Raw genomic sequence first — 17,246 nt, forward strand, 5'->3', positions numbered from 1 at the left:
CGGCGGGAGCGCCGCGCCCGCCCATGCGAGCGCGCGCCGGCCGCGCACGAAAGCTGCCGCGGCGAATCGCATCGGGATTGCAGCCGTTCGAACGGCGAACGCGCGGTTTTTCGCGCAAAAGCCCGATCATGCACGAAACGCATAATCGAATAAGCAAACGGCATTGGATTTCGAAATTCGGTTTTTCGACAATGTGCGCATTCTTCGACCGTTGGAGATTCCATGTCTTCGCAACCGCAGTCCCCGTCCGTCACGCAGTCCATTCCGTCGTACCTGCACGCGGACGATCTCGGCCCCTGGGGCAACTATCTGCAGCAAGTCGACCGCGTCGCGCCGTACCTCGGCTCGCTGTCGCGCTGGATCGAGACGCTGAAGCGCCCGAAGCGCATCCTGATCGTCGACGTGCCGATCGAGCTCGACAACGGCACCGTCGCGCACTTCGAGGGCTATCGCGTGCAGCACAACGTGTCGCGCGGCCCGGGCAAGGGCGGCGTGCGCTACCACCAGGACGTGACGCTGTCGGAAGTGATGGCGCTGTCCGCGTGGATGTCGGTGAAGAACGCGGCCGTGAACGTGCCGTACGGCGGCGCGAAGGGCGGCATCCGCGTGGACCCGCGCAAGCTCTCGCGCGGCGAGCTCGAGCGCGTGACGCGCCGCTACACCAGCGAAATCGGCATCATCATCGGCCCGAATACCGACATTCCCGCTCCGGACGTCAACACGAACGAGCAGATCATGGCGTGGATGATGGACACGTACTCGATGAACCAGGGCCAGACGGCGACGGGCGTCGTGACCGGCAAGCCGATCTCGCTCGGCGGCTCGCTCGGCCGCAAGGAAGCGACGGGCCGCGGCGTGTTCGTCGTCGGCTGCGAGGCCGCGAAGAAGCGGGGGCTCGAGATCAAGGGCGCGCGCATCGCGGTTCAGGGCTTCGGCAACGTCGGCGGGATCGCCGCGAAGCTGTTCCAGGAAGCGGGCGCGAAGGTGATCGTGGTGCAGGATCACACGGGCACGATCTACCAGCCGGCGGGCGTCGACACCGTCAAGCTGCTCGACCACGTCGGCCGCACGGGCGGCGTCGCCGGCTTCGAAGGCGCCGAGCCGATGCCGAACGACGAGTTCTGGACCGTCGAAACCGAGATCCTGATCCCGGCCGCGCTGGAAAACCAGATCACCGAGAAGAATGCGTCGAAGATCCGCACGAAGATCGTCGTCGAAGGCGCGAACGGCCCGACGACGACGGCCGCGGACGACATCCTGAGCGCGAACGGCGTGCTCGTGATCCCCGACGTGATCGCGAACGCGGGCGGCGTGACCGTGTCGTACTTCGAGTGGGTGCAGGACTTCTCGAGCTTCTTCTGGACGGAAGACGAGATCAACCACCGCCTGGAGCGCGTGATGCGCGAAGCGTTCGCCGGCGTGTGGGGGGTCGCGGAAGAGCACAAGGTGTCGGTGCGCACGGCGGCGTTCATCGTCGCGTGCAAGCGTATCCTGATGGCGCGCGAAATGCGCGGCCTGTACCCCTGATCGACGGGTTTCGATCGATCTGCGGCGAGGTTCGATGAACTGCGCCGTGATGCATTCGCGGGCGGCACCGGTTTCGGTGCCGCCCGCGCGCGCATGCGCACGCCGGACGCGCTCCGGAACGCGCACGCCGCCCGGTCAAAAGTGTGGTTAACAACCATTACTTTCATAAAAATTACTTTGATAAACTGGCGCGGGTTTTCGCCAAGGAGATGACAACGATGAAATTCCCGAAAGCAATGCTGATGGTTGCGGCGCTGAGCACTTTTGCCGGCGGCGCCATCGCCCAGGAAACGGGCACGCTGAAAAAAATCAAGGATACGGGCGTGATTGCGCTGGGGCACCGCGAATCGTCGATTCCGTTCTCGTACTACGACCAGAATCAACAAGTGGTGGGGTATTCGCGGGACTTCCAGATGAAGGTGGTCGACGCGGTCAAGAAGAAGCTGAATCTGCCGAACCTGCAGGTGAAGAACATTCCGGTGACGTCGCAGAACCGCATCCCGCTCGTGCAGAACGGCACGGTGGACATCGAGTGCGGCTCGACCACGAACAATCTCGATCGCCAGAAACAGGCGGCGTTCTCGGACACGATCTTCGTGATCGGCACGCGCCTCATGACGAAGAAGGATTCGGGCGTGAAGGACTTCGCCGACCTGAAGGGCAAGACCGTCGTGACGACGGCGGGCACGACGTCCGAGCGTCTGCTGCGCGAGATGAACAACAAGAGCCAGATGGGGATGAGCATCATCAGCGCGAAGGATCACGGCGAGTCGTTCCAGACGCTCGAGACGGGCCGCGCGGTCGCGTTCATGATGGACGACGCGCTGCTCGCCGGCGAGCGCGCGAAGGCGAAGCAGCCGGGCGAGTGGGTGATCGTCGGCAAGCCGCAGTCGCAGGAAGCGTACGGCTGCATGATGCGCAAGGACGATCCGGCGTTCAAGAAGGTGGTCGACGACGCGATCGCGCAGGTCGAGAAGTCGGGCGAGGCCGCGAAGATCTACTCGAAGTGGTTCGAGAATCCGATTCCGCCGAAGGGCTTGAATCTGAACTTCCCGATCTCCGACGAGATGAAGAAGCTCTACGCGAATCCGAACGACAAGGCGCTCGACTGAGCGGGCGGGCGTTCGAGCTAACAAGCGCTGACGAAACGGAAGAGGCACGGCTTCTTCCGTTTCTTTTTGTTGGAGTCTGGCTATGTCCTACCACTGGAACTGGGGCATCTTCCTGAGCCCCGTTTCGACGGGAGAACCGACGACCTATCTCGGCTGGCTGATGTCGGGATTCTGGGTGACGGTCAAGGTGTCGCTCGTCGCGTGGGTGATCGCGCTCGTCGTCGGGTCGCTGTTCGGTGTGCTTCGCACCGCGCCGAACAAGTGGCTGTCGGCGATCGGCACGGTCTACGTATCGATCTTCCGCAACATTCCGCTCATCGTGCAGTTCTTCGTCTGGTACCTCGTCGTGCCCGAATTGCTGCCCGCGTCGATCGGCACCTGGATCAAGCAGCTGCCGCCCGGCACGCAATTCTTCACCGCGTCGATCGTCTGCCTCGGCCTCTTCACGGGCGCGCGCGTCTGCGAGCAGGTGCGCTCCGGCATCAACGCGCTGCCGAAGGGCCAGCGCGCGGCCGGCCTCGCGATGGGCTTCACGCAATGGCAGACGTACCGCTACGTGCTCCTGCCCGTCGCGTACCGAATCATCGTGCCGCCGCTCACGTCCGAATTCCTGAACATCTTCAAGAACTCGGCCGTCGCGTCGACGATCGGCCTGCTCGATCTGTCCGCGCAGGCGCGCCAGCTCGTCGATTACACGGCGCAGACCTACGAATCGTTCATCGCGGTGACGCTCGCCTACGTGATCATCAACCTGATCGTGATGGCGTTCATGCGCTGGGTCGAGAGCAAGTCCCGGCTGCCCGGCTACATCGGAGGCAAGTGATGCATCAGTTCGACTGGAGTAGTATTCCCGGCGCGCTGCCGGCGCTCTGGACGGGCGCGATCGTCACGTTCGAGATCACGCTGCTCGCGATCGTGGTCGGGATCGTCTGGGGCACGCTGCTCGCGCTGATGCGCCTGTCCGGCGTGAAGCCGCTCGCGTGGTTCGCGCAGGGCTACGTCACCGTGTTCCGCTCGATTCCGCTCGTGATGGTGCTGCTGTGGTTCTTCCTGATCGTGCCGCAGGTGCTGCAGGGCGTGCTCGGCCTGTCGCCGACGATCGACATCCGGCTCGCGTCGGCGATGGTCGCGTTCTCGCTGTTCGAAGCCGCGTATTATTCGGAGATCATCCGGGCGGGCATCCAGGCGGTGCCGCGCGGGCAGGTGAACGCCGCGTTCGCGCTCGGCATGAACTACGCGCACGCGATGCGCCTCGTGATCTTGCCGCAGGCGTTTCGCGCGATGGTGCCGCTTCTGCTCACGCAGGCAATCGTGCTGTTCCAGGACACGTCGCTCGTCTACGTGATCAGCCTTGCCGATTTCTTCCGCACGGCCGCGAACATCGGCGATCGCGACGGCACGAGCGTCGAGATGATCCTGTTCGCGGGCGCGTGCTATTTCGTCGTGTGCTCGGTTGCATCCGCGTTGGTCAAAGGTCTCCAGAAAAAGGTCACAAGATGATTTCCATTAAGAACGTGTCGAAGTGGTACGGCCAGTTTCAGGTGCTGACGGATTGCACGACGGAAGTGAAGAAAGGCGAGGTGGTGGTCGTGTGCGGGCCGTCGGGCTCCGGCAAGTCGACGCTCATCAAGACCGTGAACGGTCTCGAGCCGTTCCAGCAGGGCGAGATCCTGGTCAACGGCCAGTCGGTCGGCGACAAGAAGACCAACTTGTCGAAGCTGCGCTCGAAGGTCGGGATGGTGTTTCAGCACTTCGAGCTGTTTCCGCACCTGTCGATCACCGAGAACCTGACGCTCGCGCAGATCAAGGTGCTCGGCCGCGGCAAGGACGAAGCGGCCGAGAAGGGGCTCAAGCTGCTCGATCGCGTGGGCCTCAAGGCGCACGCGCACAAGTATCCGGGGCAACTGTCGGGCGGCCAGCAGCAGCGCGTCGCGATCGCGCGCGCGCTGTCGATGGACCCGATCGCGATGCTGTTCGACGAGCCGACCTCCGCGCTCGATCCCGAGATGATCAACGAGGTGCTCGACGTGATGGTCGAGCTCGCGAAGGAAGGGATGACGATGATGGTCGTCACGCACGAGATGGGCTTCGCGAAGAAGGTCGCCCATCGCGTGATCTTCATGGACAAGGGCTTGATCGTCGAGGACGACCGCAAGGAGGATTTCTTCGCGAATCCGAAATCGGATCGCGCGAAGGATTTTCTCGCGAAGATCCTGCATTGATCGCGAGGGCTGCGCCGCGCGAGCGCGCGGCGTCGCTTTCGATGCGCAGAAGGCCGTCCGGCGAACGTCGGTCGGCCTTTTTTGTCGGCCGCTCGCGTCGGGCCGAAGGCCGGGATCGGTCTTGAGCGGAGTTCGGTGGAAGCGGTGCCGGCGTGCGTGTCGCCGGGCGGCGCCGCGCGCCGCGGTTCGGACGCTTCAGCGGCGCGACGCGCCTGCATCGAAGCATCCGGTCGAGCGGCGCGCAACCGGGAAAAATCAGAAATCGACCGGATCGTCGCCGAGATCGCCGGCCACGCCGGCCACGTCGGCCGACGCGAGCGCGGCCGCCCGGCGCGGCGCCGACGCGGACGCATCGAGTTCCGGATTCGTGAGCTTCTCGAGCACGGCTTGCGGCACCGGAATGCGCATCGTCGCCGCGACGTCGCCGCACTGGAACATCACGAGCTCGCCCGGATCGAGCGCGGTCCACACTTCGTCGTCGGTAAGCGGCTGCGTCGCGATCACCGCGACGCGATCCTCCGGCGTCGTGTATTTCGCGAAATCGATCGAGATGTCCTCGTCGATCAGGTGCGCGGTCGAGAACGGCCAGCGCCGCACGAGGTAGTGCAGCCGCGTCGAGCAGTGCGCGAACAGCGCCTGCCCGTTCGACATCAGGAAGTTGAAGACGCCGTGCCGCGTGATGTCGCGCGTGAGCTCGCCCACCTGCTCGAACAGTTCGGGCAGCGGCGGCTGCGCGCCCGGGAACGCATCGCGCAGGCCCTGCATCAGCTTGCAGAACGCTTTCTCGCTGTCGGTCGTGCCGACCGGCTGAAAGACGCCGCCTTCGAGGTCGGGCGAATAGTCGTGCAGATCGCCGTTGTGCGCGAAGATCCAGTGGCGGCCCCACAGCTCGCGCATGAACGGATGGCAGTTCTCGAGCAGGATGTGCCCCTGCGTCGCCTTGCGAATGTGCGCGATCGTGTTCTTCGACTTGATCGGATAGCGCTTGACCATCTCGGCGATGGGCGACGTCGCGGACGATTGCTGGTCGATGAAGAGGCGGCAGGCCTTGTCCTCGAAGAACGCGATGCCCCAGCCGTCTGCATGGTGATCGGTGAGCCCGCCGCGGGCTGCGAAGCCGGTAAACGAGAACGTCACGTCCGTCGGTTCGGCGCAGTTCATTCCGAAGAGTTGGCACATATCGCGGGTGCGGCTGAGGCTGGCGGGGAGTACACCGGACAGAACCGGTACAATGTCGGCTTCAAGCATATCACCGAGCCCCAAGCGGCAAAAGGCGAAAACCGCGCCCGAGCGGTTCCGTGTTGCGGTTTGCCGTCAGTCGGCGTCGCGCGCGGCCGGCGCGCAGCGCTTCGCCCGTCGCCGCGCGCCATTCCCACGACACCATGAATGCTTCTGCCCCCGCCTCGCTGACCCTCGCACGCCCCGACGATTGGCACCTGCACGTGCGCGACGGCGCGATGCTCGCGGCCGTTCTGCCGCACACCGCCCGCCAGTTCGGCCGCGCGATCATCATGCCGAACCTGAAGCCGCCCGTCACGACGACCGCGCAGGCGCAGGCGTACCGCGAGCGCATCCTGGCCGCACTGCCGGCCGGCATGACGTTCGAGCCGCTGATGACGCTGTACCTGACCGACAACACGCCTGCGGACGAAATCCGCCGCGCGCGCGAAAGCGGCTTCGTGCACGGCGTGAAGCTGTATCCGGCGGGCGCGACGACGAACTCCGACGCAGGCGTGACGGATCTGCTCGGCAAATGCGCGAAGACGCTCGAGACGATGCAGGAAGTCGGGATGCCGCTCCTCGTGCACGGCGAGGTGACGGAGCCGTCGATCGACCTGTTCGATCGCGAGAAGGCGTTCATCGAGCGCGTGATGGAGCCGCTGCGCCGCGCGCTGCCGGGGCTCAAGGTGGTGTTCGAGCACATCACGACGAAGGACGCGGCCGATTACGTGCGCGATGCCGACGCGGCACCCGGCCAGATCGGCGCGACGATCACCGCGCACCATCTTCTGTACAACCGCAACGCGATGTTCGTGGGCGGCATCCGCCCGCATTACTACTGCCTGCCGGTGCTGAAGCGCGAGACGCACCGGGTCGCGCTCGTCGCGGCGGCGACGTCGGGCAACCCGCGCTTCTTCCTCGGCACCGACAGCGCGCCGCACGCGAAGGGCGCGAAGGAGGCCGCGTGCGGTTGCGCGGGCTGCTACACGGCGCTGCACGCGCTCGAGCTGTACGCGGAGGCGTTCGATCAGGCGGGCGCGCTCGACAAGCTCGAAGGTTTCGCGAGCTTCTTCGGCGCGGATTTCTACGGCCTGCCGCGCAGCGCCGACACGGTGACGCTGCACCGCGAGACGTGGGAACTGCCGCTGGAGATCGACGCGGGCGGGAGCCCCGTCGTGCCGCTGCGCGGTGGGGAGCCGATCGGCTGGCGGCTCGTCTGAAGCCCGGAGCGCGGCGGCCGGCGCGGCCGGCGCGCGTGACGGCATCGGTTTCGATGCGATGAACGGGCCGCACGGCATGGGCGATCACGACGCTCAGGACGGCATGAACGGCGCGCAGCGGCCAGAAGGCGCGCATGGCTCGGCCGATCCGCGGCGCACGGGAGCGACGGGTCTCGCCGACCGGGCGGACGCGACGCGCGGCCCGGCCGATTCGCGCAACGCAGGTGAGCCGGCGCGCCCGGATCACTCTGATCACGCGGATCGCCAGGATCACCGGGATCACCGGGATCACCAGGATCACCCTGCGGTCGCGGGCAATCCACGCGAATCGCGTGCGTCTCGTGCGTCCTGTGCGGCGAACGATCGACGTGGGCCGCATTCTGCCGACGACGGGTTCTGCTTCGACCGAATCGATTGGTCCGAGCCGTGGCTCGCGCCGTTCGCCGCACGCGGCAGGCGATGGGCGCAGGCGGCGCGGCAGGGCGAGCGCGCGTGGCTGAGCATGCTGAACGACGATGCCCGAGCCGAACGACGCGCGACGGGCCGCGGCCTGCCGCTTCGTTTCATCGAGCAGGCGGCGCTGCCGGCGGGAACCGCGTACGAGACCCACATCGCCTTAACGGGCGCCGTCCCGACCCGCCACAACCTGCACGATTTCTTCAATGCGCTCGTCTGGTTCGCGTATCCGCGCATCAAGGCGGCGCTCAACGCGCGCCAGGCCGGCGCGATCGACGCAACGGGCGTCGGCCCCGTGCGCGGCGCCGTGCGCGACGCGCTCACGCTGTTCGATGAGAACGCGGCGCTCTTTGCGACCTCGGATTCGGCGCTTGCGGCCGCGCTGCGCGGTTTCGACTGGCCGACCTTGATGTGCGCGTCGCGCGCCGCGTGGGGCGCGCGCTGCGAGGCGCGGATCGTCGGTCATGCGCTGCTCGAAAAGCTCGTCGAGCCGTACAAGGGCTGCACCGCGCACGCGTGGATCGTCGACGTGCCGGCCGCGTATTTCGAATGGGCGGACGAAAAGCGCCGCGCGTGGATCGACGAGCATGTCGCGGCGGCGCTTGCCGCGACCGAGCCGACGAGCCGCGGGTTCGCGCCTCTGCCGGTGCTCGGCGTGCCCGGCTGGTGGGCGGCGAACGAGACGCCGTCGTTCTACGACGATCCGCGAGTGTTTCGCAGCGGCCGGCGCGCACGCGCGGGCTGAGGCCGCGGGGGCGAGGAGGCGCTGAACGGTCGTGGTGTCGGAGGGGGCCGATCATTTGCCAACCGCCAACCGCCAACCGCCAGCCGCCAGCCGCCAGTTGCCAGTTGCCAGTTGCCAGGTGCCAGGTGCCAGGTGCCAGGTGCCAGGTGCCAGGTGCCAAGTGCCAAGTGCCAAGTGCCAAGTGCCAAGTGCCAAGTGCCAAGTGCCAAGTGCCCGCGCATTCAGCGACAGCGCCCAACCCTGAACTTCGTCGCGAGCGCCGCAGCTGAAATCAGAATCCGACTAAAGCCGGACCTGGAGCTCAGGAGGGGCACGAACGGGCGCTCGAGCCGGATGTCGGCCGGCGCTAATCAAGCGCCAAGCACCAAGCGCCAAGCAACGGCGCACGAGTCCCAACCTAGCGCGAATCCGCACGCAACGCGCGATCGACCACCGAATCGGCGATGCATCGACTCAACCCGCCCCAAGCGAGCGCCGCGCCGCGGTGCTAGAATCCCGCTCGCAAAGCAGGCCAGGCAGTCGCGGCTTTCGCGGTTCGCCGCGAAGGGCGAGGAAAGTCCGGACTCCGACAGGGCAGGGTGATGGCTAACGGCCATCCGTGGCGACACGCGGAACAGGGCAACAGAAAGCAAACCGCCGATGGCCCGGCGCAAGCCGGGATCAGGCAAGGGTGAAACGGTGCGGTAAGAGCGCACCGCGGCTGCGGCGACGCAGACCGGCACGGTAACCTCCACCCGGAGCAATTCCAAGTAGGCAGGCGCGCATCTTCGGATGCAGGACGGTGCCCCCGTCTCGTCTGCGGGTAGGAAGCTTGAGCGCGTCAGCAATGGCGCGCCTAGAGGAATGGCTGCCACGGGCCGCGCGTCTTCGGATGCGCGGCCTGCACAGAATCCGGCTTATCGGCCCGCTTTGCCGCACGATGACGAAAGGCCGGCGCCGCATCATGCGGCGCCGGCCTTTTTCCTTTTCGCGAGCCGCGCGGCCACGCGCTCGCGCCACGGGCGAAGCGCGTTACGCGGCGACGATCTCGAACGAATGCGACAGTTCGGCCGTCTTTGCGATCATGATCGATGCGGAGCAGTACTTGTCGTGCGACAGGTTGATCGCACGCTCGACGGTCGCGGGATTCAGGTTGCGGCCCGTCACCGTGAAGTGGAAGCGGATCTTCGTGAACACCTTCGGGTCCTCGCTCGCGCGCTCCGCCTGCAGCGTCACCGAGCAGCCCGTGACTTCCTGGCGGCTCTTCTTGAGGATCAGCACGACGTCATAGGCCGTGCAGCCGCCCGTGCCGACGAGCACCATCTCCATCGGGCGCGGCGCGAGATTGTGCCCGCCGCCTTCGGGCGCGCCGTCCATCGTGACGAGGTGGCCGCTGCCCGTTTGGGCGGCGAACGCCATGCCATCCTGCCCCATCCAGCTAACTTTGCATTCCATGCGCGAGCTCCAGCGTTGCTTGATTCGGTTGTAATTCGGCATTGTAGCCCTGCCGGCAACGGTCGGCTGATGCGCCGCAAGACGGGCGGAGGCGGCGCCCGACGGCGCTTCGCGCCCGCTCGGGGCCGCACCGAACGCCCTCCGATCATTAGGGGTTTTACTCTAGCCGTAAAGGGCATTTGTTCACATGAATTCGCATATGAAGTTGATTTAAAAGGGAAAATTTTCAGTGCCCGAAGACGGGTCGTTTCCGTATTATGGGATTTAATTTCTCTATGCGGTTTTTCTTGTGCTGACGGCTTCCGGTTCGTATAATGCGAAGCATTGGTTGTCGCGCTGCGACAACCTCAGCATGTCTCCTCCACCCTCCTCCTTTGGTGGATTAAGCCCGAACCAGCGGTTCGGGCTTTTTTTCGTCCGATGCAAGCTTCGCTGGCCCTTCGGCGGGGATTTCACGCCTGCGAAGCGTGCTTCGTCGTCGGCGCAAGCCGGAGGAAGTCGGATTTCTTTGACCTCCTGAATCGATTTCCTTTATAATTCAGGGCTTTTCCGCATTCATTGCCCACGGAAAAAGAACAGGGAGAGCCTGCATCGCGCCACGAAGCGCCTGCCAAGAGCAGACAAGCAGGAAAGAACGCTTGGGCATCAGCAATCAATTTTGGATCGATCATGAAGACGTTTTCCGCAAAAGCCCATGAGGTGACGCGCGAATGGTACGTGATTGACGCGACGGATAAGGTTCTCGGCCGTGTCGCCAGCGAAGTGGCACGCCGTCTTCGCGGCAAGCACAAGCCTGAGTTCACCCCGCACGTCGACACCGGTGATTTCATCATCGTCATCAACGCGAGCAAGTTGAAGGTCACGGGCAACAAGACGCTGGACAAGAAGTACTACCGTCACTCGGGCTACCCGGGCGGCATCTATGAAACGACGTTCGGCAAGATGCAGGAACGCTTCCCGGGCCGCGCGCTCGAGAAGGCGGTCAAGGGCATGCTGCCGAAGGGCCCGCTCGGCTACGCGATGATCAAGAAGCTGAAGGTCTACGCTGAAGCCACGCATCCGCATTCGGCTCAACAGCCGAAAGCGCTCGAGATCTAAGGGGAGCCCACATGATCGGTAACTGGAACTACGGTACGGGCCGCCGCAAGAGCGCAGTCGCTCGTGTCTTCATCAAGGCTGGCAAGGGCGACATCGTCGTCAACGGCAAGCCCATCTCCGACTACTTCTCGCGCGAAACGTCGCTGATGATCGTGCGTCAGCCGCTGGAACTCACGAACCACGGCCAGACGTTCGACATCAAGGTGAACGTGACGGGCGGCGGCGAAACGGGTCAGGCAGGCGCAGTGCGCCACGGCATCACCCGCGCGCTGATCGACTACGACGCGACGCTGAAGCCGGCGCTGTCGAGCGCGGGCTTCGTCACGCGCGACGCCCGTGAAGTCGAGCGTAAGAAGGTCGGTCTGCACAAGGCACGCCGCGCCAAGCAGTTCTCGAAGCGTTAATCGCTCGTGCCGCACGCCGCCTTCGGGCGGCATCGCTGCAAGAAAAACCGCCAGTTTTCGCACTGGCGGTTTTTTTATGTGCGGCCGGCTTGCGTCGGCGCAACGAATGCGCGAAAAACGCCGGCGCGCCACTTGATTTCGCCTGCGCCAGCACGATCTGCGGATCAGTCCTACAATAGCAGGCAATGGTTTTTTGGAGAGTTCGCATGAACGCTGTTACCGAATCCGCGGCAACTACCGAGATGCCGGCTCCGTTCGTCTTCACCGACGCGGCGGCCGATAAGGTCAAGCAACTGATCGACGAAGAGGGCAACCCCGAGCTCAAGCTGCGCGTGTTCGTGCAAGGCGGCGGCTGCTCCGGCTTCCAGTACGGCTTCACGTTCGACGAGGACGTCAACGAGGACGACACCGTGCTCAACAAGAACGGGGTCGTGCTGCTTGTCGACGCAATGAGCTATCAGTATCTCGTCGGCGCCGAGATCGACTACAAGGACGATCTGAACGGCGCGCAATTCGTCATCAAGAACCCGAACGCGACCACGACCTGCGGTTGCGGCTCGTCGTTCTCGGTCTGAGCGCATCCGCATCCGACGAAAAACGGGGCTGAATGCCCCGTTTTTTTTGGCCCGCCGTCGCCGACCGGAGCGGCGAAGCGGGAGCGCATCATCGCGCACGCGCCTGCTACATCGGCTCACGCCGCGCGCGCGCCGATTTCCGGCGCTGCTGCGTCGGCCGTGCGCACTGCGTCGCTCGCATGCGCGAGCCAATCGGTCGGCGCGTGTCCCGTGCATTGCGCGAATGCGCGCGTGAGCGCGCTCGCGCTGCCGTAGCCGACTTCCGGCGCGATTTCCTTGACCGCGTAGCCGCGCCGCAGCAGCGTCTTCGCGAGCCCCACTCGCCACTGGAGTAGATATTCGCCGGGCGGCACGCCGACCGTGTCCGCGAAATGCGCGGCGAAGCGCGAGCGCGACATGCCGGCCGCGGCGGCCATCCGTTCGAGCGTCCACGGCAACGCCGGGTCCGCATGCAGCGCGTTCAGCGCCTTGGCAAGCCGGGCGTCGGACAGCCCGGCGAGCGAGCCGCTCGCCACCAGCCGGTTGCGCATCACGAAGCGCAGCAATTGCACGACGAGCACTTCGGTCAGCCGGTTGATCACCGTATCGTGACCGCACGCGGGCGCCCTTGCCTCGGCGAACAGCGCATGCTGGACGGCGTCGAGCGACGACATCGACGCAAGCGGGATCGCGAGCAGATCGGGCAGGCCGCGCAGCAGCGGATTTTCGTCGCCGAGCCCGAATTCGATCGCAGCGGACAAGACCTCGGCGGGCATGCCGCCGCGCGCTTCGATCCGGTACCTGCCGGGCCGCCGGATGAACAGCGCGCTCGGCTCGGGCACCGCGTGCAGGCCGAGCGCACCGCCTGTCACGCAGACGGCGCCCGAGCGCAGCAGGTGCATGTGGAAGCCGTCCTCGCAGATATCGAATGTCGACGTGCCGGGCAGCGTGCCGAAGTGGAACACGCGGGCGTGCAGCTCGAAGCGGGCGAGAAGACCTTTCAGGCGATCGTTCATGGGACGATTGGTCAAGCAATTGGGACTTGTCGGCGCATATTGTCTCAGTGCATGCGATACATTGGCAACTCAGCTCACTGTCCCGCATGACCAGGAGGACTCATTCGATGATCCGATTCTTCTATCACCCGTCGCCGAACCCGGCCAAGGTCGCGTTGTTCCTCGAGGAGGCCGGCGTGCCTTATGAACTCGTGCCCGTCGATACGCGCAAAGGCGAGCAGCACGGTGACGCGTTCAAGGCGATCAATCCGAACGCGAAGACGCCCGCGCTAGTCGACGGCGATGTGACCGTGTTCGACAGCAACGCGATCCTGCTGTATCTCGCGGAGAAGACCGGCCAGTTCCTGCCGGACGACACGCCCGCCGCGCGCGGCGAGCTGCTGTCGTGGCTGATGTTCGTCGCGACGGGGATCGGCCCGTACTGCGGCCAGGCGGTGCATTTCAGGCACTTCGCGCCGGAGCCGAAAGCGTATGCGGCGAACCGCTACGACTTCGAGGCGTGGCGCCACTGGCGCATCGTCGACGAACGCCTTGCCACCCGCCGCTACATGGTCGGCGACGGCTACACGATCGCCGACATGGCGGTGTGGGGCTGGGCGCGTGCGATCCCGTTCGTGCTCGGCGACGGCGCATGGGAGCAGTTGCCGAACGTGAAGCGCCTGTTCGACGAGATCAACGCGCGTCCCGCCGCGCAACGCGCGGAGGCGCTGAAGGCGCGCCACGCGTTCAAGACCGATTTCGACGACGACGCGCGCCGCGTGCTGTTTCCGCAGAACGCGCGGCTTGCGTCCGCAACCGGCGCGGAGGCCTGACGCGATGCTCGATCTCTACTACTGGACCACGCCGAACGGCCACAAGATCACGATGTTCGTCGAGGAGGCCGGCTTGCCGTACCGGATCGTGCCGGTCAACATCGGCCGCGGCGAGCAGTTCGAGCCGGATTTCCTGCGCATCGCGCCCAACAACCGGATTCCGGCCCTCGTCGATCACGCGCCCGCCGACGGCGGCGCGCCGCTGTCGATCTTCGAGTCCGGCGCGATCCTGCTGTATCTCGCGGACAAGATCGGACGCTTCATTCCGGCCGACCTGCGCGGGCGCAACGAAACGCTGCAGTGGCTGTTCTGGCAAATGGGCGGGCTCGGCCCGATGGCGGGGCAGAACCATCACTTCGTGCAGTACGCGCCCGAGCCGCTGCCGTATGCGATCGACCGCTATGTGAAGGAAACGTCGCGGCTGTACGGCGTGCTGAACAAGCATCTGTCGGACGGGCGCGACTACATCGCGGGCGAATATTCGATCGCCGACATGGCGTGCTACCCGTGGATCGTGCCGCACGAGCGGCAGCGGCAGCGCCTCGCGGATTTCCCGTTCCTCGCCGCGTGGTTCGCGCGGGTCGCCGAACGGCCCGCCACCGTGCGCGCGTACGAGCGGGCGAAGGAGATCAACGTTGCGCCGACCGTCGATCAGAACTCGCGCAGCGTGTTGTTCGGGCAGGACGCGAGCTCGGTTCGCTGACGCGCGCGGCAGCCGGCGCGGGCCGGCGCCGCGGCCGCGGCGTGCGCGCGGTCGCTCGGCGGAAGCGGTGCGGTGCGGGGCGGCTTTGGCGAAGCCGGCCCGCTCAGCGCGGGTACAGCGCGCCCAGCACGCGTTCGCCCGCCGCGCCCGTGACGGCCGACACGTTGCCCGGCGCGCGCGCGTTGAAGCGGTACGCAAGCCACGCGAACGCGAGCGATTCGACCTGCTGCGGCGGCACGCCGAGCGCGGTCGTCGTGTCGACCGGCACGTCGAGCCCGCGCGCCGCGAGCGCGGCCGCGATCGTGTCGAGCAACACCGGGTTGCGCGCGCCGCCGCCGCATACGTAGACGGCCCGGCAGTCGCTCGCATGCCGTGCGATTTCGTCGGCGACGGTGGCCGCCGTCAGCATCGTGAGCGTCGCCTGCACGTCTTCGGGCGCGAGGCCCGGAAAGCCGGCGAGCTTCGCGTCGAGCCAATCGGCGTTGAAGAGATCGCGCCCCGTGCTTTTCGGCGCGCCCTGCCGGAAATACGGCTCGTCGAGGAGCGCGGCGAGGAGCGCCTCGTGCACCGTGCCGCGCGCCGCGAAACGACCGCCGTCGTCGAACGGCTGTTTCAGGTGGCGTTCGGCCCATGCGTCGATCAGCGCGTTCGCCGGGCCGCAGTCGAGGCCGCGCACCGGATCGTTGCGCGCGTCACGCGCGTCGTGCGCGGCGGGCAGGATCGTGATGTTGCTGATGCCGCCCAGGTTGCAGACGACGCGCGTCTCGTCCGGCGAGCCGAACACCGTCGCGTGGAACGCCGGCACGAGCGGCGCGCCCTGGCCGCCCGCGGCGACGTCGCGGCTGCGGAAGTCCGCGATCACGTCGATGCGCGTGAGCTCCGCGAGCAGCGCGGCATTGTTGATCTGCCGCGTGTAGCCGCGCTCGGGCCGGTGGCGCACCGTCTGGCCGTGCACGCCGAGCGCGCGCACGTTCTCGGGCGCGAGGCCCGCCGCGCGCAGCAGCTCGTGGCAGCACACCGCGTAGCGCGCGGCGAGCGCGTTCGCGGCGAGCGCCTCGCGCTCGATCTCGTCGCCGCCCGGCTGCTGCAGCGCGAAGAGCGCGTCGCGCAGCGTGTCGGCGAAGCCGACGAACGCCTCGGACAGCACGGCGGGCGGCTTGCCCGCCTCGAAGCGGACGGCGACGCCGTCGACGCCGTCCATGCTCGTCCCCGACATCAGGCCGAAATACACGCCATCCGCGGGATGGCCGGGTTGCATGCGGTTGGACGCCACGTTCATCGCTCCGGAATCGAGATGGGGGGCGCGCGGAAGGCTCGCCGCGCGCCATCGTCGCCGATTATCCGCGCATGCGAGCGCGCCGTTAAGCGGTCCGCGCGCAACTTATGGGAAAATCGCTCTTTTTGCGACATTTCTTCCTCTTGCACCGATGAGCACCGATCCCACTTCCAAGCCCGCCTTCCCGATCACCGATGAGGTTCGCCACGCGCTCGCCGTCACGAAGCGCGGCGTCGACGAGCTGCTGATCGAGGAAGAGTTCGCGCAGAAGCTCGCGAAAAGCGCGGCGACGGGCAAGCCGCTGCGCATCAAGCTGGGCCTCGATCCGACCGCGCCCGACATCCACATCGGCCACACGGTCGTGCTGAACAAGATGCGCCAGCTGCAGGATCTCGGCCATACGGTGATTTTCCTGATCGGCGACTTCACGTCGCTGATCGGCGATCCGTCGGGCCGCAACGCGACGCGCCCGCCGCTTACGCGCGAGCAGATCGAAGCAAACGCGAAGACCTACTTCGAGCAGGCCGCGCTCGTGCTCGACCGCGAGAAGACCGAGATCCGCTACAACAGCGAATGGTCGATGCCGCTCGGCGCGGACGGGATGATCAAGCTCGCGTCGCGCTACACGGTTGCGCGGATGCTCGAGCGCGAGGATTTCACGAAGCGCTTCCAGGGCGGCATTCCGATCTCGATCCACGAATTCCTGTATCCGCTGATGCAAGGCTACGACTCGGTCGCGCTGAACGCCGATCTCGAGCTCGGCGGCACCGACCAGAAGTTCAACCTGCTCGTGGGCCGCGAGTTGCAGAAGCAGTACGGGCAGGAGCAGCAGTGCATCCTGACGATGCCGCTTCTCGAAGGCCTCGACGGCGTCGAGAAGATGTCGAAGTCGAAGGGCAACTACGTCGGCATCAGCGAGAAGCCGAGCGACATGTTCGGCAAGCTGATGAGCATCTCGGACGTGCTGATGTGGCGCTACTTCGAGCTGCTGTCGTTCCGCGGCCTCGACGAGATCGCGCAGTTCCGCCGCGAGGCCGAGGGCGGCCGCAATCCGCGCGACTTCAAGGTGATGCTCGCGCAGGAGATCGTCGAGCGCTTCCATTCGCGCGCGGACGCCGAGCGCGCGCTCGAGGACTTCAACCACCGCGCGAAGGGCGGCGTGCCGGACGATATTCCCACGGTGACGCTCGCGGGCGCGCCGCTCGCGATCGGCCAGTTGCTGAAGCTGGCGGGGCTCGTGCCGTCGACGAGCGAGGCGCTGCGCAACATCGAGCAGGGCGGCGTGAAGATCGACGGCGCGACGGTGTCCGACAAGGCGCTGAAGCTCGACGCGGGCGAATTCGTCGTGCAAGTCGGCAAGCGCCGCTTCGCGCGCGTGACGCTCACCGCATGAGCGCGCGGTTCGCCGCTCGGCGGCGCGCGCCGCGCGCCGCGTGCATCGTTCGC

Annotated in this window: 19 protein-coding genes and 1 other RNA gene; 15 read left to right on the forward strand and 5 right to left on the reverse strand. The window is 66.2% G+C overall.

Going from position 1 to position 17,246, the window contains the following annotated elements; translation table 11 throughout:
* The first annotated feature begins 222 nt into the window (after positions 1-222).
* From WT60_RS03960 to WT60_RS03980, 5 genes are all read left to right on the forward strand, one after another.
* On the forward strand, positions 223-1,527 hold the full coding sequence (locus WT60_RS03960; RefSeq protein WP_059583354.1) for a Glu/Leu/Phe/Val dehydrogenase: 1,305 nt from the start codon (positions 223-225) through the stop codon (positions 1,525-1,527).
* A gap of 218 nt (positions 1,528-1,745) precedes the next feature.
* On the forward strand, positions 1,746-2,639 hold the full coding sequence (locus WT60_RS03965; RefSeq protein WP_038754206.1) for a glutamate/aspartate ABC transporter substrate-binding protein: 894 nt from the start codon (positions 1,746-1,748) through the stop codon (positions 2,637-2,639).
* Positions 2,640-2,721: 82 nt separating this feature from the next.
* Complete coding sequence (locus WT60_RS03970) at positions 2,722-3,462, forward strand: amino acid ABC transporter permease (protein WP_038754203.1); 741 nt, start codon at positions 2,722-2,724, stop codon at positions 3,460-3,462.
* Positions 3,462-4,139, forward strand: a complete 678-nt coding sequence (gltK, locus tag WT60_RS03975) for a glutamate/aspartate ABC transporter permease GltK (RefSeq protein WP_038754200.1) — start codon at positions 3,462-3,464, stop codon at positions 4,137-4,139. The genes WT60_RS03970 and gltK overlap by 1 nt, the downstream gene beginning before the upstream one ends.
* Positions 4,136-4,861, forward strand: a complete 726-nt coding sequence (locus WT60_RS03980) for an amino acid ABC transporter ATP-binding protein (protein ID WP_038754197.1) — start codon at positions 4,136-4,138, stop codon at positions 4,859-4,861. Before gltK ends, WT60_RS03980 begins: the two co-directional genes overlap by 4 nt.
* A 255-nt stretch (positions 4,862-5,116) precedes the next feature.
* On the opposite strand, the gene WT60_RS03985 is transcribed toward WT60_RS03980, so the two are convergent.
* Positions 5,117-6,040, reverse strand: a complete 924-nt coding sequence (locus tag WT60_RS03985) for a class II glutamine amidotransferase (protein ID WP_059583356.1) — start codon at positions 6,038-6,040, stop codon at positions 5,117-5,119.
* 203 nt (positions 6,041-6,243) lie between these two features.
* Between WT60_RS03985 and pyrC the strand changes: the two genes are divergently transcribed.
* The 3 genes from pyrC (at position 6,244) to rnpB (ending at position 9,418) form a co-directional block, all read left to right on the forward strand.
* On the forward strand, positions 6,244-7,302 hold the full coding sequence (gene pyrC, locus WT60_RS03995) for a dihydroorotase (protein WP_059670733.1): 1,059 nt from the start codon (positions 6,244-6,246) through the stop codon (positions 7,300-7,302).
* 409 nt (positions 7,303-7,711) lie between these two features.
* A complete protein-coding gene (locus tag WT60_RS04000; protein WP_082759445.1) occupies positions 7,712-8,503 on the forward strand; it encodes a DUF3025 domain-containing protein in 792 nt (263 codons plus the stop codon).
* A 503-nt stretch (positions 8,504-9,006) separates the two neighbouring features.
* Positions 9,007-9,418: RNase P RNA component class A (gene rnpB / locus WT60_RS04010), an RNA gene on the forward strand.
* 96 nt (positions 9,419-9,514) lie between these two features.
* On the opposite strand, the gene WT60_RS04015 is transcribed toward rnpB, so the two are convergent.
* Complete coding sequence (locus WT60_RS04015) at positions 9,515-9,937, reverse strand: OsmC family protein (RefSeq protein ID WP_060356319.1); 423 nt, start codon at positions 9,935-9,937, stop codon at positions 9,515-9,517.
* A gap of 452 nt (positions 9,938-10,389) precedes the next feature.
* On the reverse strand, positions 10,390-10,608 hold the full coding sequence (locus WT60_RS33375; RefSeq protein WP_145986723.1) for a hypothetical protein: 219 nt from the start codon (positions 10,606-10,608) through the stop codon (positions 10,390-10,392).
* Here WT60_RS33375 and rplM point away from each other — a divergent pair.
* The 3 genes from rplM (at position 10,607) to erpA (ending at position 12,014) form a co-directional block, all read left to right on the forward strand.
* Entirely contained in the window at positions 10,607-11,035 is a 429-nt protein-coding gene (gene rplM, locus WT60_RS04020) for a 50S ribosomal protein L13 (protein WP_004522094.1), read from the forward strand. The genes WT60_RS33375 and rplM overlap by 2 nt on opposite strands.
* An 11-nt stretch (positions 11,036-11,046) precedes the next feature.
* On the forward strand, positions 11,047-11,439 hold the full coding sequence (gene rpsI, locus WT60_RS04025) for a 30S ribosomal protein S9 (RefSeq protein WP_038754186.1): 393 nt from the start codon (positions 11,047-11,049) through the stop codon (positions 11,437-11,439).
* A gap of 206 nt (positions 11,440-11,645) precedes the next feature.
* Positions 11,646-12,014, forward strand: a complete 369-nt coding sequence (gene erpA / locus WT60_RS04030; RefSeq protein WP_010106366.1) for an iron-sulfur cluster insertion protein ErpA — start codon at positions 11,646-11,648, stop codon at positions 12,012-12,014.
* A 116-nt stretch (positions 12,015-12,130) separates the two neighbouring features.
* Here the strand turns inward: erpA and WT60_RS04035 are convergent, their stop codons facing one another.
* A complete protein-coding gene (locus tag WT60_RS04035) occupies positions 12,131-13,009 on the reverse strand; it encodes an AraC family transcriptional regulator (RefSeq protein ID WP_038754182.1) in 879 nt (292 codons plus the stop codon).
* Between the two features lie 107 nt (positions 13,010-13,116).
* Between WT60_RS04035 and WT60_RS04040 the strand changes: the two genes are divergently transcribed.
* Positions 13,117-13,821: a glutathione S-transferase N-terminal domain-containing protein gene (locus WT60_RS04040; protein WP_038754179.1), complete on the forward strand. Its 705-nt coding sequence runs from the start codon at positions 13,117-13,119 to the stop codon at positions 13,819-13,821.
* 4 nt (positions 13,822-13,825) lie between these two features.
* On the forward strand, positions 13,826-14,524 hold the full coding sequence (locus WT60_RS04045) for a glutathione S-transferase N-terminal domain-containing protein (protein ID WP_038754176.1): 699 nt from the start codon (positions 13,826-13,828) through the stop codon (positions 14,522-14,524).
* Between the two features lie 103 nt (positions 14,525-14,627).
* On the opposite strand, the gene WT60_RS04050 is transcribed toward WT60_RS04045, so the two are convergent.
* Positions 14,628-15,797, reverse strand: coding sequence for an anhydro-N-acetylmuramic acid kinase (locus WT60_RS04050; protein WP_060356340.1), 1,170 nt, complete (start codon positions 15,795-15,797; stop codon positions 14,628-14,630).
* Here WT60_RS04050 and WT60_RS35640 point away from each other — a divergent pair.
* The gene (locus tag WT60_RS35640) at positions 15,768-15,998 is read left to right on the forward strand and encodes a hypothetical protein (protein WP_081990061.1); all 231 of its coding nucleotides are present in this window, start codon (positions 15,768-15,770) and stop codon (positions 15,996-15,998) included. The genes WT60_RS04050 and WT60_RS35640 overlap by 30 nt on opposite strands.
* Positions 15,952-17,193: a tyrosine--tRNA ligase gene (tyrS, locus tag WT60_RS04060; RefSeq protein WP_038754173.1), complete on the forward strand. Its 1,242-nt coding sequence runs from the start codon at positions 15,952-15,954 to the stop codon at positions 17,191-17,193. Before WT60_RS35640 ends, tyrS begins: the two co-directional genes overlap by 47 nt.
* Positions 17,194-17,246 lie beyond the last annotated feature (53 nt).

The organism is Burkholderia sp. MSMB617WGS, assembly GCF_001532025.2.
Taxonomy (GTDB): domain Bacteria; phylum Pseudomonadota; class Gammaproteobacteria; order Burkholderiales; family Burkholderiaceae; genus Burkholderia; species Burkholderia savannae.

Bases quoted from the DNA above. Each gene is read 5' to 3' on its own strand.
- gltK (WP_038754200.1), top strand. From the start codon at position 3,462: ATGCATCAGTTCGACTGGAGTAGTATTCCCGGCGCGCTGCCGGCGCTC.
- WT60_RS03965 (WP_038754206.1), top strand. From the start codon at position 1,746: ATGAAATTCCCGAAAGCAATGCTGATGGTTGCGGCGCTGAGCACTTTT.
- rpsI (WP_038754186.1), top strand. From the start codon at position 11,047: ATGATCGGTAACTGGAACTACGGTACGGGCCGCCGCAAGAGCGCAGTC.
- pyrC (WP_059670733.1), top strand. From the start codon at position 6,244: ATGAATGCTTCTGCCCCCGCCTCGCTGACCCTCGCACGCCCCGACGAT.
- WT60_RS03970 (WP_038754203.1), top strand. From the start codon at position 2,722: ATGTCCTACCACTGGAACTGGGGCATCTTCCTGAGCCCCGTTTCGACG.
- WT60_RS04035 (WP_038754182.1), bottom strand. From the start codon at position 13,009: ATGAACGATCGCCTGAAAGGTCTTCTCGCCCGCTTCGAGCTGCACGCC.
- rplM (WP_004522094.1), top strand. From the start codon at position 10,607: ATGAAGACGTTTTCCGCAAAAGCCCATGAGGTGACGCGCGAATGGTAC.
- WT60_RS35640 (WP_081990061.1), top strand. From the start codon at position 15,768: ATGGCCGGGTTGCATGCGGTTGGACGCCACGTTCATCGCTCCGGAATC.
- tyrS (WP_038754173.1), top strand. From the start codon at position 15,952: ATGAGCACCGATCCCACTTCCAAGCCCGCCTTCCCGATCACCGATGAG.
- erpA (WP_010106366.1), top strand. From the start codon at position 11,646: ATGAACGCTGTTACCGAATCCGCGGCAACTACCGAGATGCCGGCTCCG.
- WT60_RS03985 (WP_059583356.1), bottom strand. From the start codon at position 6,040: ATGTGCCAACTCTTCGGAATGAACTGCGCCGAACCGACGGACGTGACG.
- WT60_RS04045 (WP_038754176.1), top strand. From the start codon at position 13,826: ATGCTCGATCTCTACTACTGGACCACGCCGAACGGCCACAAGATCACG.
- WT60_RS33375 (WP_145986723.1), bottom strand. From the start codon at position 10,608: ATGATCGATCCAAAATTGATTGCTGATGCCCAAGCGTTCTTTCCTGCT.
- WT60_RS03980 (WP_038754197.1), top strand. From the start codon at position 4,136: ATGATTTCCATTAAGAACGTGTCGAAGTGGTACGGCCAGTTTCAGGTG.
- WT60_RS03960 (WP_059583354.1), top strand. From the start codon at position 223: ATGTCTTCGCAACCGCAGTCCCCGTCCGTCACGCAGTCCATTCCGTCG.
- WT60_RS04040 (WP_038754179.1), top strand. From the start codon at position 13,117: ATGATCCGATTCTTCTATCACCCGTCGCCGAACCCGGCCAAGGTCGCG.
- WT60_RS04015 (WP_060356319.1), bottom strand. From the start codon at position 9,937: ATGGAATGCAAAGTTAGCTGGATGGGGCAGGATGGCATGGCGTTCGCC.